This window comes from Peribacillus sp. Bi134 (assembly GCF_918698065.1).
Classification (GTDB): domain Bacteria; phylum Bacillota; class Bacilli; order Bacillales; family DSM-1321; genus Peribacillus.
Map to the genome: position 1 here is coordinate 334,237 of NZ_CAKKLN010000001.1, position 18,701 is coordinate 352,937.

An 18,701-nucleotide genomic window follows, 5' to 3' on the forward strand; every position below is an offset into this window, starting at 1 on the left:
TGCGGCGTGGGAACCTTCTTCTTTATAGGAGTGATCACATGTCATTTACTAATTTAAAAGAGTTAATTGAACAAGCAGAGCAGGAAAACTCAACTATTTCGGAATTGATGATCAAAACAGAGGTACAACAGAAAGGCTGTTCGAGGGAAACGATTATCGAAAAAATGTCAGAACAATTTACTGTAATGGAGGAGGCTGTCCGCAGAGGTACAATGAGTCCAGTCATGTCGCGTACTGGTTTGACTGGTGGGGATGGAAACCGTCTTTATCAGTATGCCCAAAACGGTAATTCATTTGTCAATCCTAAAACATTGAATGCTGCAGCAAATGCGCTCGCGGTATCAGAAGTAAATGCTGCAATGGGGCGGATTGTGGCAACGCCAACAGCTGGTTCAGCGGGAATCTTGCCAGCTGTCCTTGTTCACGCACTTGACAGCGGGAAATTTACCCGAGAGCAGCTTGTACAGACAATATTCACTGCCTCTGCTCTCGGCTTAGTTGTTGCCAATAAAGCTTCGATATCAGGGGCAGCCGGCGGGTGCCAAGCTGAAATAGGATCAGCAACCGCAATGGCAGCCGGCACCCTGGTAGAGCTTGCCGGTGGAACACCAATGCAGGTTGGAAATGCCGTCGGAATTGCTTTGAAAAATTCACTGGGTTTGGTTTGTGACCCGGTTGCTGGGCTGGTGGAAATCCCGTGCATCATCCGCAACGGTTTACATGCAATTACCGCCCAAGCTGCTGCGGATATGGCTTTAGCCGGGATAGCCTCGGTCATCCCGCCGGATGAAGTGATCCATGTGATGCATGAAGTCGGACAGCAAATGCCCGAATCGTTGAGAGAAACCGGGATAGGCGGTCTTGCCGGAACTCCGACCGGGCAAAAATTAAAGAAGCAGATTTTAAATGAAAAAACTAGTGGCTGTGGGCCGGCAAAATACCAAAGTGCGTATGAAATCATCGGTCCCGTAATGGTTGGCCCTTCGAGTTCCCATACAGCAGGGGCTGTCCGGATCGGGAATATTGCCCGCCAGCTACTAAATGAAAATCCAGTATATGCAAAGTTCTCGCTGATGGGCTCTTTCGCAGAAACCTATCAAGGCCATGGAACAGACCTAGCTCTTTTAGCCGGTGTGCTCGGGTTATCTACCATGGATGACGGCATTCCAAATTCAAAGGAAATTGCTGAGGAAAATGGCTTACAATATGAATTCACGAAACGGGTGCTTGGAAGCTACCATCCAAATACGGTTCTCGTAGAATTGACAGGGTTCACACGTACTGTAAAGGTTTTGGCCAGCTCTTTAGGCGGTGGTAAAGTGGAGGTTCAGGAATTCGATGAGTATCCATTTAAATTTTCAGGTGAAAGGCCAACACTTGTTATTCGTCATTCTGACCAAAAAGGGGTTATTGCTGAATTATCGGAAATTCTATATCAAAAAGGGTTCAATATAGCCCGTATGGCCAATGAACGTTCCAAAATCAATGGTGCTGCAATAACAATTTGTGAAATCGACAATACAATCGAAGACACTCTCTTATCTTTATTAAAAAGAGAGATTCCGACTATTGACGAAATTGTATTGGTTCAAACTAAGTAGTTACCTATAAAATCATCAATTAAGCTCGTAATCGTATTTTCGCTGATGCAAGAAAGCATGATATGCGAATGAAATTCGTAAAAGGCATTCGGAATGAATTCGTTCCGAATGCCTTTTGTCTATAATGTGATGCCAATCTTAAGGGCAAAATTTAATAGGGGAAATTCCAATGCCTGCATAGGACATAGCATCGTAAGTCCTCGTGCAATAAAGCTCTTCAGCTAGACGGTGCTTTCAGGGAATCAACTAGACGTTGAATTTTCAGAAAGAAAGATTTCCAATATGCTTGACCTTGTGAAAAATACAATTCACGATTCGCCTGAACGAAATCAGCTATGAATAATTTTCTATACACCGTGGGGATTTCATATTTGCCGCACCATGAAAAGGCAGTCGAGACCGCAAAGGCTGACAAGAAAAAAAGCAGCTTTCTAAAAGCTTACGAAAGTATTCAAAAAGAAGTCGAAACAGGAAGGATTGGTTTTAAACGCAAGTATGTAAGATGTTAAAATTAGCACTTTTTTATTATTCCTTATCCGTAAAGTTTTTTTAACAAATGAGCCTGTATCCACCTTGGATCAGGCTTTCTTGTATATATAGAAAAGTAATCACCAGAGATATTATGTTTTTAGACTTTGAAAAAATATCATGCTTGAATCTGCGATTGTCTAGAATTCTTTTTGAAAATCACCTTCGCTTTAAAATGTGAGAACAAATAACAGCCTATAATCACAATACCACTACCAATTCCTTGTATCCACGTCATTTTTTCACCTAATAATAGAAAAGCTAAAATTGCAGTAAAAATAGGATTAAAATTCAAGAAAATACCTGATGTTGTTGTACCTAATTTTTGTACACCAATATTCCAAAGTACCATACATGCTACAGTTGAGATAACGCCTGTATATAAAATAGATTGTATGAAGGAAGTATTTATATTAGACACTGAAAATTTGGGAAAATTAAACGGTAGAAGAACTATAAGTCCAAATATACCAGAATATAACGTAGACATCATGGGTGTTGTCGTTACCATTGCCCATTTGCTACAAACGGAATATATTCCCCAAATGCATACAGCAGCCATCATATATAAATCACCTGTATTAAATCGTAATGAAAGGAAAAGATCAATATTTCCTTTTGAAAGTACAAGTATTACGCCAATAAGCGAAAAAAACATAGAAAACATTTGTAGAATATTAATTCTTTCTTTTAAAAAGAAAAATGAAAAAATAGCAATTGAAATCATGTTTAATGTTGATATTAATCCAACATTAGTCGCTGATGTTTTCTCTAATGCTACAAATTGCAATAGGTTAAATAGAACCACACCTGTAATTCCCATCAAAAATAAAGGAAGGATTGCACTTCGAGGAGGAAATATCTTTTTTTCTTTCCACCATACAATTGGCAAAAGACAACTAACAGCAATGATCCACCTTAAACTCGTCAATGTCATCGGTGAAGCATGTTCGACAAGCGACTTTCCAACGACAAAGTTTCCACCCCATAACAAACTTGTTAAAAGTAATAACGAAAAATAATAATATTGCATTTCATTCTGCTCCTTTACATCTTTCACTGTTTAAGTAAAAGGATCGAAGCCATTGTGCACAATGGCATTTATTTATTAATAATTTTAACATTTTAGATCGTTATTAATATATTATTTTGTATAATAGAAGAAACTTAGAATAATATTAATAAATATTGCCGATAAACAGAATAAAATTTTGTTTTGCTATTGAAGTGATACTATTTTTGGAACATTTGTAAAAGGAGTGACTATAAGTGGAATCTATCGTAAGCAAGGTTCTAGATAATGTTGATATTCAAATTTTAGATTTACTGCAAAAGGATGCACAGTTAAGTAATACTGAGCTTGCAAAGCGTGTCAAGTTATCTCCCCCAGCTATACATTCAAGGATAAAACGTTTGGAAAATGAAGGGTTTATTAATGGACAAGTAGCAATTTTAAACCAGGAGAAGCTAGGTTTTGATTTATTATGTTTCATTTTTATTAGTACAAATATACATCAAGCTGAAGAACTGGAAGTTTTGGAAAAGGCATTAGCTTCTATGTCAGAAGTATTAGAGTGTCATTGTTTAACTGGTGAGTATGATTATCTTCTAAAAGTGGCTAATAAAGATCGGAAGGAATTAGAAATATTTATTAGAAAGTTAAATAAACTAGGCATAACAAAAATTCAAACTAGCCTAGCTCTTAGAGAAATTAAATATTCAACTGTTTTACCTATATGGGAAGAAAAGTCCCGTTCGTAAAAGTACACTTTATCGAACGTGTTTTATAGAACAAGAGAGAGAGAAAAGGTAGAAGAAATAAGAAAATGAAGTCCTTTATAGATTGGATCCCAAGGAACGAGTCATTTAAGATTATTCTTACCAGTTTAAGCACTGAGCCGTGGATCGATTAAAAAGCAGTGCACTCTTTATGAGCTGCACTGCTTTTTAAAATTTTATCCCGTTTATTATGGTCTCTAATTAGAAAAACGGTATTAAAGTATGCTGAATGAATCATTATCTTTATTTATTTAACAAAACAGCTTCTTCGTTTCTAGGTTGTAGAGCCATTTGTAGTGCTCTTTTTTCTTCATCGTTTAAAGGGACCAATGGTAACCGGACACCTCCAACATTTAACCCCCGCATATTTAATGCTGATTTTACTGGTGCGGGGCTTGGTGCAGCAAATAATGCTTTCATGATTGGAAGAAGGTTACGATGTGTAGCGGCAGCACCATGGACATCACCATTTTTAAAGCTATTTATCATTTCTTGCATTTCATTACCAATTATGTGTGAAGAAACCGAAACAATTCCTGTTCCACCGATGGCTAAAACCGGTAATGTTAACCCATCATCGCCGCTGTACAATGTAAAATCACCAGTTGTTTTGCTTATGATTTGTGCCATGGCATCTAAGTCACCACTTGCCTCTTTTACTGCCACAATATTGTTGATTCTTGAGAGGTTAACAATCGTCTCTACTGACATGTTTACAACACTTCGTCCTGGAATATTATAGAGCATTACCGGTAAAGATGTTGATTGGGCAATAGCCTTAAAGTGCTGAAATAATCCTTCTTGAGACGGCTTGTTATAGTATGGGGTAACGAGCATTATTCCGTCGACTCCTGCTGCCTCAGCTTGCCTTGTTAAGTTGATGGAAGCTTTCGTGTTATTTGAGCCAGTTCCAGCTATGACAGGAACTCTTCCATCAACAACTTCAACAACAATTTTGAATAAATCTAGTTTCTCTTCTGTTGTTAATGTAGGGGACTCTCCAGTTGTACCAGCTATTACTAATCCATCAGAGCCATTAGCAATTAAATAGTTTACTAAAGTTCTCGTAGCATTAAAATCAACCTCATCATTATGATTGAACGGGGTAACCATTGCGGTTAAAACTTGGCCAAAATTCATAACTTCACACCCTTTTGTATGATTTTTAAAAATATTCAGAGGTGGTGGGCCATTCAGGAGTAAACGCAAAAAAGCAACAACGAGGATTCGCTGCTGCAGTAGAAACAATATTTATCAAAAAAATGTTTCCGCGCATAAGATAGCCCTCCATATAGTTTCCTATATGACAGTCCTGTATTTATTCAATAGCAGAACCAGCTTCAAGAACATGAGATTCCTTCGGCTTCGGCAAATTCCCCTTTCCACAATAGTCATAGGATCTCATTCTCCTCAAAATGTGTACTAATGGTTTTTGCTCCTCTATCCTCACTTCAAAAGTATGAAGTAAGAAAATATTTAATTGACTGTAATATAACAAGGAATCCTTTCTATTGCAAGGCAATTTAGAGAATTTTTTTTAGAATACATGAATAATCAATGAAAATGGATACGGTATAGGGCTGGATTCATCTTTTTTAGATTATGTAATCTCTACATTAATAGTTTTATAGATATATTCTGTTTCATAGGTGATTGAGCTTTTAGAAGCACAACCTGTCGAATAAGGGTTTGTATTATCGTAGGACAATGCTAATGCTTTATTCATCGGTGCAATCGCAAAAAACAGTCCAAAGACAAGAGTTATTACCATCACAATATTTAATAATTTTTTATAATAACCTCTCTCCTTTCCTTCTTCTAGACTTTACCATATGAAAATTGGTATTTCTATGCACTGTGGAATCATTTACCATCTGTATAAATATTACCATTTTACGGGTAACTACGTAGTTGAGGGATAGTACCCCATTCCCATTAAGAAATTGAAAATCAATACCAAAAACGAAACAAAAGTGAATGGAACTTAATACTGGCCTTAGTCCTTTTTTGATTTATTAATATATAAATTACATTGGTCTTATATTTTATTAATAATGTAAAGTTACTATTTTAATTGGTAAACACCTTAAAAATTTATAAACAAGGAGGATAGTTGTTGATCTGTTTAAAAAATACATAATTAGCTAAACGATAAATAGGAGGTATTGATTTTGAAAGGGAAAAATAAATTTGCAGCAATGCTGACAGTTGTAACGGTAGGATTAACAACTTCTTTATCAAGTGTACAAGCATTCTCGGAATCTTCAAATTCAGATAATAAACGTAAACCAGAGCTCGTTTTTCCAGTAATCAGTGATGTGCATATTGATGATGGATCAACAGCTGATATGAACAAGTTCAGAACAGCCATGGATCAATTAAATAAAGCTGCGCCTAGACAGAATGCTTTTGTTGTCGTTGGGGATTTAACGGACTATGGATACGCTACTGAATATGATAAGTTCTTCTCCATTTATAATGAGAAGAAACAAGGTGGTGTCCAATCCATGTTTACAATGGGGAACCATGATTATTGGAATGGACTTTCCGTTGAAAAGGCACAAGATCGTTTTCTCGAGAAAACAGGAATGGATTCTCTTTACTATCATAAAAAAGTAAATGGATATGATTTTATTACGTTAAGTCCGGAAAATGGTAATACGCATGGTTTATATTCCGTTAATCAAATTAACTGGCTAGGTGAAAAGTTAGCTGCAGCAGAAAAAGAGAATCCGGACCAACCAATCTTTGTTTTTCTTCATCAACACATTAAAGACACTGTGTATGGAAGTGACTTGTGGGGAACTCAGGAAAATAAAGAACTTTTATATGATACTTTAAAGAAACATCCACAGGTTATTACATTTTCAGGCCATTCTCATTATCCACTCGAAGACCCGAGAACGATTCATCAAAAAGACTTTACGTCAGTTGGCACGTCTTCTGTAAGTTATTTGGAATTGGAGCCAGGTAAACTTCAAGGGTTCCATCCAGAAGGATATCGGGATATTAGTCAAGGAATGATTGTAGAAGTTTATAATAATGAAGTTGTCATTAAAAAACGTGACTTTCATAAAGACGATTGGACAGGAAAACCAAGGGTAATAAAAAATCCTTCTAAAAAAAATAAATTTAAATATACAGACGATCGAGATCAGTTACCACCGGTTTTTGCAGTTAAAGATAAGGCTTCGATTGTAGAAGAAAAATCTACACTAAGAAGTTTAAATGTAACATTTCCACAGGCAAAAGATAACGCACTCGTACATTCATATCACATTACAGCCAAAAACAAGGAAACAGGGGAGATGGACGCAGATTTCACCGCATTTTCTGAATTCTATTATGATCCTGTGCCAAAGAATTTAGAGTTCCCTGTTGCTGGACTTAAGCCAGGTACTGATTATGAAATTAAGGTACAAGCACTAGATTCATTTAACAATAGCAGTAAAAAGGTGTTACTGGCTGATGGTCAGACAAAAGCCCTGGAAATGGTCTCGGCACAAGCTTCTCCTTCTTTAGTAACAGAAGGTGAATCGACTGCACTCCAAGTGAAGGTGAAAAATTATGGAAGTAAAAGTATGAACGGGAAAATTAAAGTTGATGCACCTGAAGGTTGGAGTTTGGAGCACAATGAACTTGAGTATGTGCTATCAGGAACAGAAGAAAAAATGTTGACAATAAAAGTTACACCTAGCAAGGAGATATCGGGTTCATCACAATTCAAGATTACTGCTTACGAGGAAGGCCAAATAATTGGCTCCAAGAATATAAATGTATTCGTCAACATGATGCTTGGAGAAAGTTTTGACCAATTAGAGTCTGCATTAAAGCCAGCAGTGAATGAAAACATTCCAAGTTCCATTCTCGGTTGGAGCCATACAGCTCCTAATGGCTGGTCGGTTACGAATAGCTCGAATATGCCAGCTGGTACAGAAGAGTGGCAAGGTTGGAGCTTCACAACAAAGAACTTTTGGACAAAAGCAGAAGACCAGGAGCGTAACAAATTTGAACTTGGTCAAGGTGTTATAGCAGTAGCGGATCCTGATGAATGGGATGATAACGGTTCACCAGCAGCAAAAGGCTTTTTTGATAGTACATTAACTTCACCTACTATAAAAGTTGATGATGCCAAAGAGCTATACTTAGGATTTGCATCCCACTATAAACAAGAAGGAACGCAAACAGCTGAAGTGACTGCTGTCTTTGATAATGGGGAAAAACAACAAGTTCTCGTTTATGACAATAAAGCTGCTTCGGATAATAAAAATGGACATGTTTTGAATAAGTATGAAGTTAAATCGATTAATGTTCCTGAAGATGCTGCCTCTATGAAATTACAATGGAGAATGCATAATGCTAAAAATAATTGGTTTTGGTCGATTGACGATATTAGATTGGATGACCAAATGATCGTTTCACCAAAGTAAAGAGAAGAACAGATGAACTTTTCTTGATATTTGTAAAATGCGGACTTTCCTTAAGGGGAAGTTCGCTTTTTCTCTATGTCTCACAAACTCTGGACAAATAAAAAATATTTTAACAAAAAACAAGCTAGCCGGAACCCCGCTGGAAGCTTGATAAACAGTCGGCGGAAAGTGAGCGGTTTTCTGAAATCAAGCTGGAACGTTTTTAAATAAAGAAACTGCAGGCAAAACTAAATAAGGACTTGGTTATACTGCATGATTTTTTTGTTTTATGTGAACTGCAAACCCAATGGATTGAAGGAATATGCGACACTCCTGCCGAAAAACTGGCTAGCCGAGACCCCACAGACGCTTGCATCGAGTAGGCTTGGCAGACAGTCGGCGGAAAGTGAGCGGATTTCTGAAATCAAGCTGGAACGTTTTTCAAATAAAAAAACTGTAAACCGACAATAGAATAGGATTTTTTCCATGTATTTTAGAAAATTTTAAGATTTGTGTGATATGTTTTTTTTAGTACTAAAAAAGTTATCGTGGGAAACATCTTTTTATGCAAGAACAGCAGATAAACAACTTTTCTATAAATGAGTAAACGAAAGATCGAAGCGGGGTGAAAATATTTGTCAATTAAAATGAGATTTCTGTTGTCCTACGTTGGCGTAATCCTTATTTCCATCACTTTGTTTTTAACAGCTGGATTTTTACTTATTTTTGCGATAACAGGTGATGTAAAAGCGATAGAACATTTATACAAAAAATCTTATCTCCAAAAACCTTTGACTGCAGTAGAGGAGAGTGTGTTTCTCGATTTAAAGCTTTTGGCAAAAAATAATCCTGAGCAGCTTCTAAATGAAGAACAACTGAAGAAGATTGAACATGGAGATATTAAGATTGTCGTTAGAAAAGGTAAAAACATTGATTATGCGTCCCAAACACTAGATAAGTCAGGCTTGATACAATCACTTCCCAAGTTCGAAGAAACGAATATCAATACGCGGGACACAATCAAAATGAAAGACTTTTTTTTCACCTATGTGAAGTTTGATTTTTATTTTTCTGATAAAAGTGAAGGAAGTATTTTTGTATTGAGAAAGGCAAGTTCATATGCCGAGCTGACTCGAGAGCTCTTTCCCATTTTATTCGCTCTATTGTTATTACTGTTTGTAATGATTATTGGACTATTAAATTATTTAGTTTCACGTAGCATCATCAAACCGATCTCAATTCTTAAAGAAGGCGCAGAGCGGATAAAATCAGGAGATTTAAACTTTGAAATCAAGGCGACTTCGAATGATGAAATCGGGCAATTGAATAGAGCTTTTGAGGAAATGAGAAAAAAGTTAAAAGAGTCCGTAAACATTCAGCTTCAGTATGAGGAAAATCGCAAAGAGCTTCTCTCTAATATTTCCCATGACTTGAAAACACCGATCACTTCGATTATGGGGTATGTTGAGGGGATTAAAGACGGAGTAGCAAACACCCCACAGAAAATGGACAAGTATTTATCGACTGTATACCTAAAAGCAAGAGATATGGATTCATTGATAGATGAATTATTTTTATTTTCCAAGTTGGATTTGAAAAAAGAACCATTCACTTTTGAAACGGTCAGGTTAGATAAGTATTTAAAAGACTACGTAGAAGAACTTCAACTGGATTTACTTCAACTAGGGATCCAGATTGAACTTCATCAGGTGAATAAACCGATATACGTGACAGCGGATAGAGAGAAACTGAAACGCGTATTGGCCAACCTGATCAGCAATTGTGTAAAGTATATGAATAAAGATGAAAAACACATTTCCATTTCTCTGCATGAAGGACTATATGATGTTGTTGTACAAGTAACGGATAATGGCTATGGAATAGAATCTTCTGCTTTGCCTTATATATTTAACCGCTTTTATCGTGCTGAGGAATCTAGAAATTCCCGGACGGGTGGAAGTGGTTTAGGACTTGCGATTGCAAAAAAAATTATCGGCGAGCATGGTGGAGATATTTGGGCTACTAGCGAGATAGGAAAAGGTACAAGTGTCTTTTTTTCCATAAAGAAAGGTGAGGAAATGTGAAAAAGATATTACTTATTGAAGACGAAGTCAGTATTGCTGAATTGCAAAGGGACTATTTGGAAATTAATGATTTTAGTGTTGATATTCAACATACTGGTGATGCAGGTCTCCAACAGGCCCTTCAAGGAAATTATCATTTAATCATTTTGGATATCATGCTTCCAGGGTTGAATGGTTTTGAGATATGTAAACAAATACGTGCTGTCAAGAATATCCCGATTTTGCTTGTATCCGCCAAAAAGGAAGATATCGATAAAATTAGGGGGCTTGGTCTAGGGGCAGATGATTATATTACAAAACCATTTAGTCCAAGTGAACTAGTTGCAAGAGTGAAAGCGCATATAGCGCGGTATGAACGTTTATCAGGAAGTCACCCCAAATCTAATTCAATCTATGTTCATGGGATTTCAATAGATAAGTCAGCGCGCAGAGTTCACATAAACGGAGAAGTGGTGCCGTTTACAACAAAGGAATTCGATACTTTGGTGTTTTTTGTCATGCATCCGAATCAAGTATTAAGCAAAGAGCAGCTTTATGAAAATATTTGGGGATTGGAATCGGCTGCGGATGTTTCGACTGTAACCGTCCATATCAGGAAACTACGTGAAAAAATTGAAAGAAATCCTGCACATCCTAAATTTTTGGAAACCGTTTGGGGAGCAGGGTATCGCTTTAATGTTTAAATAGCATGTTAAGGACCCGTCACGAAGTGGCGGTTTTTTTTATAAACATTAAGAAATTTTATTAATAAGTTAATCATTTTTTAAGAAATTGTTTAGAGGGAGTTTAAGGTTAAGCATTAACATAATGAAGACTGAATAAGTAAGCAACTAAAAATAAAAGGGAGAAAAAAACATCATGAAACCTAAAGAACATGTCAATTTGCTACATAAGAATGACGGGAAATCCATTTGCGGCTGTGAAGTACAAACAGGGAAAGGATGGTGTGTTTCATGTGGAGATGGCTAACGATTATCATCGGAAGCCTTTTCATCCTTCAAGGCTGTGTCTTGGATAATGAAGTAGAGCTAAATAAACAAGAAAAGGAGACAGGAAAGGGAATGAATGTACAATTGATCCAAGCCGTAGAACGTAAAGAAACGGAAAGAATAAGAAGCTTGATTGAGCAAGGTGCAGAAATAAATGCACAGGACTCGAAAGGGCGAACCGCCACTATGATTGCGACTTATAACAATGATGTAGAGACGGCAAAAATCCTTATTGAAGCGGGTGCAGACGTCAACATTCAGGATGAAATGAAAAATAGCCCCTTCTTGTATGCCGGTGCTGAAGGTTATGTAGATATACTTAAACTTGCGATTGAAGCGGGTGCAGACCCCTCTATAACCAACCGTTATGGTGGAACGGCTTTAATCCCTGCTTCGGAACATGGTTATGTTGAGGTTATTAAAGAACTTCTTACTAAAACTGATATTGATGTGAATCATGTGAATGATCTCGGTTGGACCGCTTTGCTAGAAGCAATCATTTTGAATGATGGAGATGGAAAACAGCAGCAAACAGTTCAATTGCTAATAGATCATGGGGCAGATGTCAACATCCCCGATAATAACAGTATGACACCTTTACAACACGCCCGCGAGAAAGGGTTTAAGGAAATCGAACAAATTTTACTTAAGGCAGGAGCAAAATAACCAGATCGCTATACTTTCAATTTGTAATATCAATTGCACTGCAAAAAAACCACAATATGATGAGGAGACGAAAAAATGAATAAAAAAGCAATAATTTCATCAGCTATACTACTTGGGCTAACGTTGGCAATAACAGGATGTAACACAAACGCACAAGAAAATAAAAGCGCTCAGAAGCAGGAACAAACTGCAAAACAGAGTAAACAAGAAAAAAAGTTAACCGCAGGAGAGGAAATGACTAAAATTCTTACTAGCACGAATTGGCAAGGAACAAAAGTTTATGATAAAAATAATAATGACTTAACAAAGGAGAATGCAAGCTTCATTGGTCTAGCTAAATATGATGATGAAGCATCGAGATATGAATTTTTTGATAAAAATACTAAAAAAAGTCGAGGTGATAAAGGAACTTTCTTTATCACGAATGGGAAGATTAGAGTGTTAATTTCAGAATCAATGGGTTACCAAGCCGTTGTTGAAATAACTGAACTGAATAAGGATATGTTTACTTATAAAAGAATGGGCAAAGATGCAAAAGGTAACGAAGTAGAAGTGTTTGTCGATCATATTCCCTATACTGAAACAGAACTTTCCTTTACTGATCCAGACAAAAATTTGGAAACTTATACAGGAGATGTAGTTACAGACGTTGATGGAGACAAAATTTTATCAAGCACCACATGGAAAGGTACAGTGGCATTGGATGAAAAGGGAAATGATGTATCAAGCTATAACTCGAATTATTTAGGTCTGGCAAAATATGATGATAAAACAAATAAGTATGAATTTTTTGATGCTAAAACCGGTGAAAGCCGTGGTGATTACGGCTATTACGATGTTGTTCATGGAAATAAGATTAGAGCCCATGTTTCACAAGGGGAAAATAAGTATGGTGCAGTTCTTGAACTTACGGAGCTTAATGAAAATAAATTCACTTATAAACGAATCGGTAAAGATAAAGAGGGCAAAGATATAACGATAACAGTTGAACATATACCTTATGAAGGTGATTTGAAGCTAAAATCAACTAAGTAAATAAAAAAGGGATTTTGCATTAATAGCAAAATCCCTTTCTTGATATAGTAATAGAATGTAGTTCAATTTTTTTACGCGTTAAACTGTTCAACAGATGTTTCCAGGTCATTTGCGAGCCTTACCATCGAAGAGGTGGAGAAGGAGATGTCCTCCATGGATTTCGCTTGTTGATCGGTTGATTGGGCAACTTGCTTTGAAGCCACTGCCGTTTCCCTTGTTAACCCTGCAAAATCTTCTATCGAAGCATTGATTTCTTGAGAACTTGCTGCCATTTGCTCTGTAATGGCGGATATTTCTTGAATCTGATCACTAACATGCTCAAAGGATTTTATGGTCTGTTTAAATGTTTCTCTTGTATTCAGGACAAATTTTGTCCCTTCCTCTACCTCTTTAGTACCGGTTTCCATCATTTTCACTGATTCATTTATGATGGATTTAAAATGAAGTAGGGACTCTTGTATATTGATTGCAGATTCCTTGGTGCCTACTGCCAATTTCCGTACCTCGTTCGATACCACCGCAAAACCTTTACCCTGTTCACCGGCTCTAGCAGCTTCAATGGCCGCATTTAATGACAGCAGGTTGGTTTGCTCGGCAATTCCCGTAATTAAATGTACAATATTCACAATTTCATTTGCTTGTTCGTCCAATTTCTTTATTTCTGAACTTGTTTGCAGCATAACATCTTTTACTTGCAGAATTTGATTTGAGAGTTCATTTATATCTTTATTTCCGATGGACATTCTAGCTGAAACATGATTTGTCTGTTCGCTGACTTCAGAAGAAGCTTCGGCAATTTTTTGTATCCCTATGGTCATTTCCTCGATGACCCTTGATGATTCTTCACTTCTGTGCAATTGTACTTCCGCAGCCCCTGCAACTTGCTGAATGCCTTTAACGATATGTTGTGTGGAAGTATCCATTTCTTTGATTTTGTGTTCGATATCACTTGATGATTCCAATAGCTGGTATGATGAGTTTTTCATTGAGTTGACAATAATGGTTGTATTGGTGATCATTTCTTCAAAGGATTTCACTAAAACCTTTATTTCGTCGTTTCCTTTAACCCTTGTGTTGCTAATCAGTTTATTGGCTGATAATAAATTTCCATTTGAGATTTCCTTTGCAGCCATGCTGACCTTGAGAAGGGGGCTTAACTTTCTAGTCAAGAACCATATTAATGCACCTACAACGATTGCCATTAAGATTACATTGATTATTATCATCAGGGGAAGGATGCCACCCAGTACCTTGCCGGTCGTAGCATCGACTTTACTGGCATCAATATCCACCCCTAGTATTCCAATGACCTCGTCCCCTTTCTTTATGGGAACAAAAACGGATAAATAGTCACCATATTCAGGATCATGAACGATGGAAGTGGTAGAAACCTGTCCCTTCATGACGCTTTCTACATCCTGATATGAAGTTACGGTTGTGGGGGTTGAAATGGGAGATGCTTTTTTATCTTCTTTACCCATTCCATCTATAAGAATATGGACTTTTTCGCTACTTTCGTCAATCCCCAATGTATAGACATATAATGCTCCAGTTTTTTGTTTATAATCGTCTAACTGTTCGCGTATCTCCCAATATGTAGAGGTTTCGGATTGATTACTTAAAAAATCGGCATAATATGTTGGATTTATTCCTTGAGCGATGTTGCTTGCGATGTCTAAGCTGCTCATAGCGATTGTTTTCTCAACCGTATCATTTGTACTTTTATACATCAATAGTAAACTTCCAATTAATGTAATGATCATGCCTGTTAAAAGAACAAAACCTATTTTCGTACTGAGTTTATTCATCTTTGTTTATTCCTTCCCCGTGTTATATATTAACCATGTTTTATATATCGGTAATAATTGAATATATTTAATGAGCCTTTAAAAGCTTCGGGTAGAGTTTTTTTCCCTTTAGTCTTTAACCTGTTGGAAAGAGGTTCATAATGAAATGATCTCAATATAAATAATGGATTGTAACTTTTCAAAAGAGAAAAAAGTATAAATCTTTATAAAAGGAAAATAACTTCTGTATGAAAGACACGGGTTAAAATATACAAACGATTACCACTTTGATGAAGCGCAAGGTCAAACAAGAAAAAATTCTTAAAGACAGTTTTTTCAGAAGGAAAAACAAAATTCCAAACTTAAAAGCTCAATTAAAAGGAGAGGAATGTATTTTAAGGGAAACCTTATAGTTATGTTCAATTCTCTATTCTATAAATATCTTAGTATAGAAAAAATTCATCTTTCCCATTCTGATTTTATAAATCTTGACTGAAAAGGATATGATTAATAAATGTTGATTCTCTAAATATTAATTAGTGAAAAATAGAGGTTTTGTTAAATTGTTATAAAATTCAAAAAATGGTTTGACATTAGTAAAATTGGAAGCTTATAATCAACGTAAGATTTCGAATTTTAAAACCGAGTTTTATAATGTAGAACAAATTAACCTTCATGTTATTAAAAGTAATTGTTTAAAATGTCATGAATCAACTTGAAACGCAACTAGAAGTGAAGTGTTTTCCTTACTCCGAATAAAACAAAAACGGAGTTTTATAATATAAAACAATTTAACTTTGGCTTATACAAGGGTGAGGAGAAGTTCTTCAAATCAGTCATTAATGATAACGCTTACAAAAAACTTTTGGGAGGGTTTTTATTGAAAAAAAGAATGCCTTTTGTATTCTCCACAAGCTTAACTCTTGCAGCAGCTTTACTTTTATCAGGATGTGGTGGAGGTGAGGGAGAAAAAGCCAGTGGATCTGGCGTTGAAAAGAAAACGATAAAAGTGGCGAATTATTTTGCTGAAAATCACCCTCAAAACATTGCCTTGAGAGAAAAATTTGAAAAAATAGTAGAAAAAGAGAGTAATGGTGAACTAGAGGTTCGGATTTATGCGAACAGTACTTTAGGTGCAGAAAAAGAATTTTATGACGGCGTCAGAAACGGAACGATTGAAATGGGTGTTCCAGGACTAATTATGCAGTCGGACATTCCGAAAATGGGTGTTCCGGAATGGCCCTTCCTATTTCGGGATTACGATCATGTAAAGAAGGTATTGAATGGACCTATCGGAGAAGAATTGACAGAAGAGCTTGATCCAAAGCATGGAGTGACACCGCTCGCATGGAGTGCAAATGGATTTAGGATGTTTTCGAGTAATCGTCCAATTAAGAGTATGAAAGATTTTGATGGACTTCGACTCAGAATGCCGAACATTCCGAATTACATAAAACTAGGTGAATCATTGGGGGCAAATGTTAGTCCATTACCAATTTCGGAAGTTTTTACCGCACTTGAACAAAAGGTAGTGGATGCTCAAGATAATCCCATTGCCACGTTGAGATCCTCGGGGTGGAATGAAGTTCAAAGTGATGTACTAGAATCCAAGCATATGTTCAGCCCCAATATTTACATTATCAATAGCAAATTCTATAAAGGGCTGACAAAGGAGCAACAAACCATCATTCAAAAAGCAGCAAAAGAGTCGGCAGCATATGAGTTTGATTTGATGGAAAAAAGTTATGAAGATGACAAAGCATATCTTAAGGATAATGGAATCAAATTCACTAAGCCTGACGAAGATTTTGCACAAAAAATGTTAAAAGCATCTCAACCTGTTTATGATGAAGTTTTTGAGGAAAATGACTGGGCGGAAGAGCTTGTAGGAAAAATAAAAGCAGAATGAAGCAGGTGCTTTAGATAGGAAGGGGGAGATGTATAGGTGAATAAAATTTCCAAAACCCTAGAAAATTCGTTGAACATTATTATGGCAGCAGCTTTAGCAATTATGGTCGTACTCGTGTTTGGTAATGTAGTACTTCGTTATTTCTTTAATTCAGGGATTACTTGGTCAGAAGAAATGTCAAGGTATCTCTTTATTTGGTTGACGTTCCTCGGCGCCATCGGAGCTTTCAAAAACAAAGAACACTTAGGTGTCGACATGGTCATCAAACGGCTCCCGAATAAGATGAAAAAAGTGGTTCTTGTTATTAGTGATTTGATGATGTTATTCGTTCTTCTCCTGATCCTGGATGGCAGCTGGAAAATGACATTGATAAACATAGATAGTACTGCACCAGCCACAGGCATGCCACTGGCATTTGTATATGGGACAGGTATTCTTGTGAGTGTTTCAATGGGCAGCATGATCATTTTCAATTTGTATCGGATTTTCTTCAATAAAATTAAAGACGAAGAATTGGTGATGATAAGTGAGTCAGAAGAGCTAATTTCTCTCCATACTGATGAATTTGCTTCAGATATTAGGATTGTCAAGGAGGAGAAACAGGGATGATAGGTGTATTTGTCGGATCTTTACTGGGAGCCATGGGACTTGGAATACCTATTGCCTTTGCCTTACTTGTGAGTAGTGTAGTGTTAATGTATTTCCTTGGTATTTTTGATAGTCAAATAATCGCACAAAATCTAATCAGTGGCGCTGATAACTTCCCTCTAATGGCCATACCGTTCTTTATGCTTGCAGGAGAGGCGATGAATAGGGGCGGTTTATCACGGCGTATCGTTGAGATGGCAATGAACTTGGTTGGCCATATCAAGGGAGGCCTTGGCTATGTTGCGATCATTGCGAGTGTGTTGTTTGCAAGTTTATCAGGATCTGCCGTTGCCGATACAGCAGCGCTTGGGGCTATATTAATTCCAATGATGGTGAAGTCAGGGTATGATGTGAACCGGTCAAGTGGGTTGATTGCATCCGGTGGTATCATTGCCCCGATCATTCCGCCAAGTATTGGCTTTATCATTTTCGGTGTCGCAAGTGGAGTGTCCATTACAAAGCTGTTTATGGCAGGAATCGTTCCTGGTATTTTACTAGCGGTTGGACTAACGGTTACCTGGGCCATTGTTGCACGAAAAGATAAAGTCGCCGTTAACCCGCGAGCTTCAACAAAAGAAATTCTTACTTCTCTTCGTCAAGGAGTTTGGGCTCTATTCCTGCCCATCATTATCATTGGTGGATTGAAATTCGGTTTATTCACACCGACTGAAGCGGCAGTGGTGGCTGCAGTCTACGCCATATTTGTCGGTCTTGTAATCTATCGAGAAATGAAAATGAAAGATTTGTATGAGGTCTTTGTTCATGCAGGAAAAATGACGAGTGTTGTCATGTTTCTGGTCGCCGCGGCACTCGTGTCATCCTGGCTGATAACGGTAGCCGATTTACCTGGTCAGGTGATTGGATTGCTGGAGCCATTTATGGATCATCCATTCCTTCTATTAATAATGATAAACTTATTGGTCATCGTAGTTGGAACTGCTATGGATATGACGCCGACAATCCTTATTCTAACACCTGTATTAATGCCATTGGTGGTCGCTGCAGGTATTGATCCAGTTTACTTTGGTGTCCTGTTTATCCTGAATAACGCCATAGGTTTACTTACACCACCGGTCGGAACCGTATTAAATGTCATGTGCGGCATAAGCAAGATCAGTATGGAAGATATCATGAAGGGGATTTGGCCTTTCTTGCTCGTGGAAGTAATTGTATTGATCTTGTTGATTCTGTTCCCTTCCTTAGTGCTGGTTCCTCTAGGATGGTTTACCTCCTAACGGAATTAAACTAGTAATTCGGTTTGTATGC

General features: G+C 37.1%; 13 protein-coding genes, 1 pseudogene and 1 riboswitch. Of the genes and pseudogenes, 11 read left to right on the forward strand and 3 right to left on the reverse strand.

The window, feature by feature from the left end; translation table 11 throughout:
• Positions 1–38: 38 nt before the first annotated feature.
• Both sdaAA and LQ188_RS01635 read left to right on the forward strand, forming a co-directional pair.
• On the forward strand, positions 39–1,601 hold the full coding sequence (gene sdaAA / locus LQ188_RS26920) for an L-serine ammonia-lyase, iron-sulfur-dependent, subunit alpha (protein WP_363320530.1): 1,563 nt from the start codon (positions 39–41) through the stop codon (positions 1,599–1,601).
• Positions 1,602–1,832: 231 nt separating this feature from the next.
• Positions 1,833–2,110: pseudogene (locus tag LQ188_RS01635) on the forward strand (DNA alkylation repair protein); the annotation flags it as partial.
• Positions 2,111–2,247: 137 nt separating this feature from the next.
• On the opposite strand, the gene LQ188_RS01640 reads toward LQ188_RS01635, so the two are convergent.
• Entirely contained in the window at positions 2,248–3,162 is a 915-nt protein-coding gene (locus LQ188_RS01640) for a DMT family transporter (protein ID WP_230175851.1), read from the reverse strand.
• A 236-nt stretch (positions 3,163–3,398) separates the two neighbouring features.
• Here LQ188_RS01640 and LQ188_RS01645 point away from each other — a divergent pair, with 236 nt between their 5' ends.
• On the forward strand, positions 3,399–3,890 hold the full coding sequence (locus LQ188_RS01645) for an Lrp/AsnC family transcriptional regulator (protein ID WP_230175854.1): 492 nt from the start codon (positions 3,399–3,401) through the stop codon (positions 3,888–3,890).
• A 261-nt stretch (positions 3,891–4,151) separates the two neighbouring features.
• Here LQ188_RS01645 and dapA read toward each other — a convergent pair whose 3' ends face one another.
• The gene (dapA, locus tag LQ188_RS01650) at positions 4,152–5,048 is read right to left on the reverse strand and encodes a 4-hydroxy-tetrahydrodipicolinate synthase (protein ID WP_101225060.1); all 897 of its coding nucleotides are present in this window, start codon (positions 5,046–5,048) and stop codon (positions 4,152–4,154) included.
• Between the two features lie 132 nt (positions 5,049–5,180).
• A riboswitch (Lysine riboswitch) is annotated at positions 5,181–5,359 on the reverse strand.
• A gap of 720 nt (positions 5,360–6,079) precedes the next feature.
• Between dapA and LQ188_RS01655 the strand changes: the two genes are divergently transcribed.
• The 5 genes from LQ188_RS01655 (at position 6,080) to LQ188_RS01675 (ending at position 13,091) form a co-directional block, all read left to right on the forward strand.
• Entirely contained in the window at positions 6,080–8,338 is a 2,259-nt protein-coding gene (locus LQ188_RS01655) for a metallophosphoesterase (protein ID WP_230175855.1), read from the forward strand.
• A gap of 614 nt (positions 8,339–8,952) precedes the next feature.
• On the forward strand, positions 8,953–10,401 hold the full coding sequence (locus tag LQ188_RS01660; protein ID WP_230175856.1) for a HAMP domain-containing sensor histidine kinase: 1,449 nt from the start codon (positions 8,953–8,955) through the stop codon (positions 10,399–10,401).
• Entirely contained in the window at positions 10,398–11,084 is a 687-nt protein-coding gene (locus LQ188_RS01665) for a response regulator transcription factor (protein ID WP_101225055.1), read from the forward strand. Before LQ188_RS01660 ends, LQ188_RS01665 begins: the two co-directional genes overlap by 4 nt.
• A gap of 270 nt (positions 11,085–11,354) precedes the next feature.
• Positions 11,355–12,056: an ankyrin repeat domain-containing protein gene (locus tag LQ188_RS01670; protein ID WP_230175857.1), complete on the forward strand. Its 702-nt coding sequence runs from the start codon at positions 11,355–11,357 to the stop codon at positions 12,054–12,056.
• 75 nt (positions 12,057–12,131) lie between these two features.
• Positions 12,132–13,091, forward strand: a complete 960-nt coding sequence (locus tag LQ188_RS01675) for a DUF4822 domain-containing protein (RefSeq protein ID WP_230175858.1) — start codon at positions 12,132–12,134, stop codon at positions 13,089–13,091.
• Between the two features lie 71 nt (positions 13,092–13,162).
• Here LQ188_RS01675 and LQ188_RS01680 read toward each other — a convergent pair whose 3' ends face one another.
• On the reverse strand, positions 13,163–14,899 hold the full coding sequence (locus tag LQ188_RS01680; protein WP_230175859.1) for a HAMP domain-containing methyl-accepting chemotaxis protein: 1,737 nt from the start codon (positions 14,897–14,899) through the stop codon (positions 13,163–13,165).
• Between the two features lie 871 nt (positions 14,900–15,770).
• On the opposite strand from LQ188_RS01680, the gene LQ188_RS01685 reads away from it, so the two are divergent.
• The 3 genes from LQ188_RS01685 to LQ188_RS01695 all read left to right on the forward strand — a co-directional run bounded on the left by LQ188_RS01685 (position 15,771) and on the right by LQ188_RS01695 (position 18,670).
• A complete protein-coding gene (locus tag LQ188_RS01685) occupies positions 15,771–16,787 on the forward strand; it encodes a TRAP transporter substrate-binding protein (RefSeq protein WP_101225490.1) in 1,017 nt (338 codons plus the stop codon).
• Between the two features lie 81 nt (positions 16,788–16,868).
• Complete coding sequence (locus LQ188_RS01690; protein ID WP_101225489.1) at positions 16,869–17,396, forward strand: TRAP transporter small permease; 528 nt, start codon at positions 16,869–16,871, stop codon at positions 17,394–17,396.
• Positions 17,393–18,670: a TRAP transporter large permease subunit gene (locus LQ188_RS01695; protein ID WP_101225474.1), complete on the forward strand. Its 1,278-nt coding sequence runs from the start codon at positions 17,393–17,395 to the stop codon at positions 18,668–18,670. Before LQ188_RS01690 ends, LQ188_RS01695 begins: the two co-directional genes overlap by 4 nt.
• Positions 18,671–18,701: the final 31 nt, after the last annotated feature.

What these genes read in the sequence shown, in the direction of transcription:
- LQ188_RS01675 (WP_230175858.1), top strand. Translation starts at nt 12,132, where the DNA reads ATGAATAAAAAAGCAATAATTTCATCAGCTATACTACTTGGGCTAACG.
- LQ188_RS01680 (WP_230175859.1), bottom strand. Translation starts at nt 14,899, where the DNA reads ATGAATAAACTCAGTACGAAAATAGGTTTTGTTCTTTTAACAGGCATG.
- LQ188_RS01670 (WP_230175857.1), top strand. Translation starts at nt 11,355, where the DNA reads ATGTGGAGATGGCTAACGATTATCATCGGAAGCCTTTTCATCCTTCAA.
- LQ188_RS01695 (WP_101225474.1), top strand. Translation starts at nt 17,393, where the DNA reads ATGATAGGTGTATTTGTCGGATCTTTACTGGGAGCCATGGGACTTGGA.
- LQ188_RS01640 (WP_230175851.1), bottom strand. Translation starts at nt 3,162, where the DNA reads ATGCAATATTATTATTTTTCGTTATTACTTTTAACAAGTTTGTTATGG.
- sdaAA (WP_363320530.1), top strand. Translation starts at nt 39, where the DNA reads ATGTCATTTACTAATTTAAAAGAGTTAATTGAACAAGCAGAGCAGGAA.
- LQ188_RS01690 (WP_101225489.1), top strand. Translation starts at nt 16,869, where the DNA reads ATGGCAGCAGCTTTAGCAATTATGGTCGTACTCGTGTTTGGTAATGTA.
- dapA (WP_101225060.1), bottom strand. Translation starts at nt 5,048, where the DNA reads ATGAATTTTGGCCAAGTTTTAACCGCAATGGTTACCCCGTTCAATCAT.
- LQ188_RS01685 (WP_101225490.1), top strand. Translation starts at nt 15,771, where the DNA reads ATGCCTTTTGTATTCTCCACAAGCTTAACTCTTGCAGCAGCTTTACTT.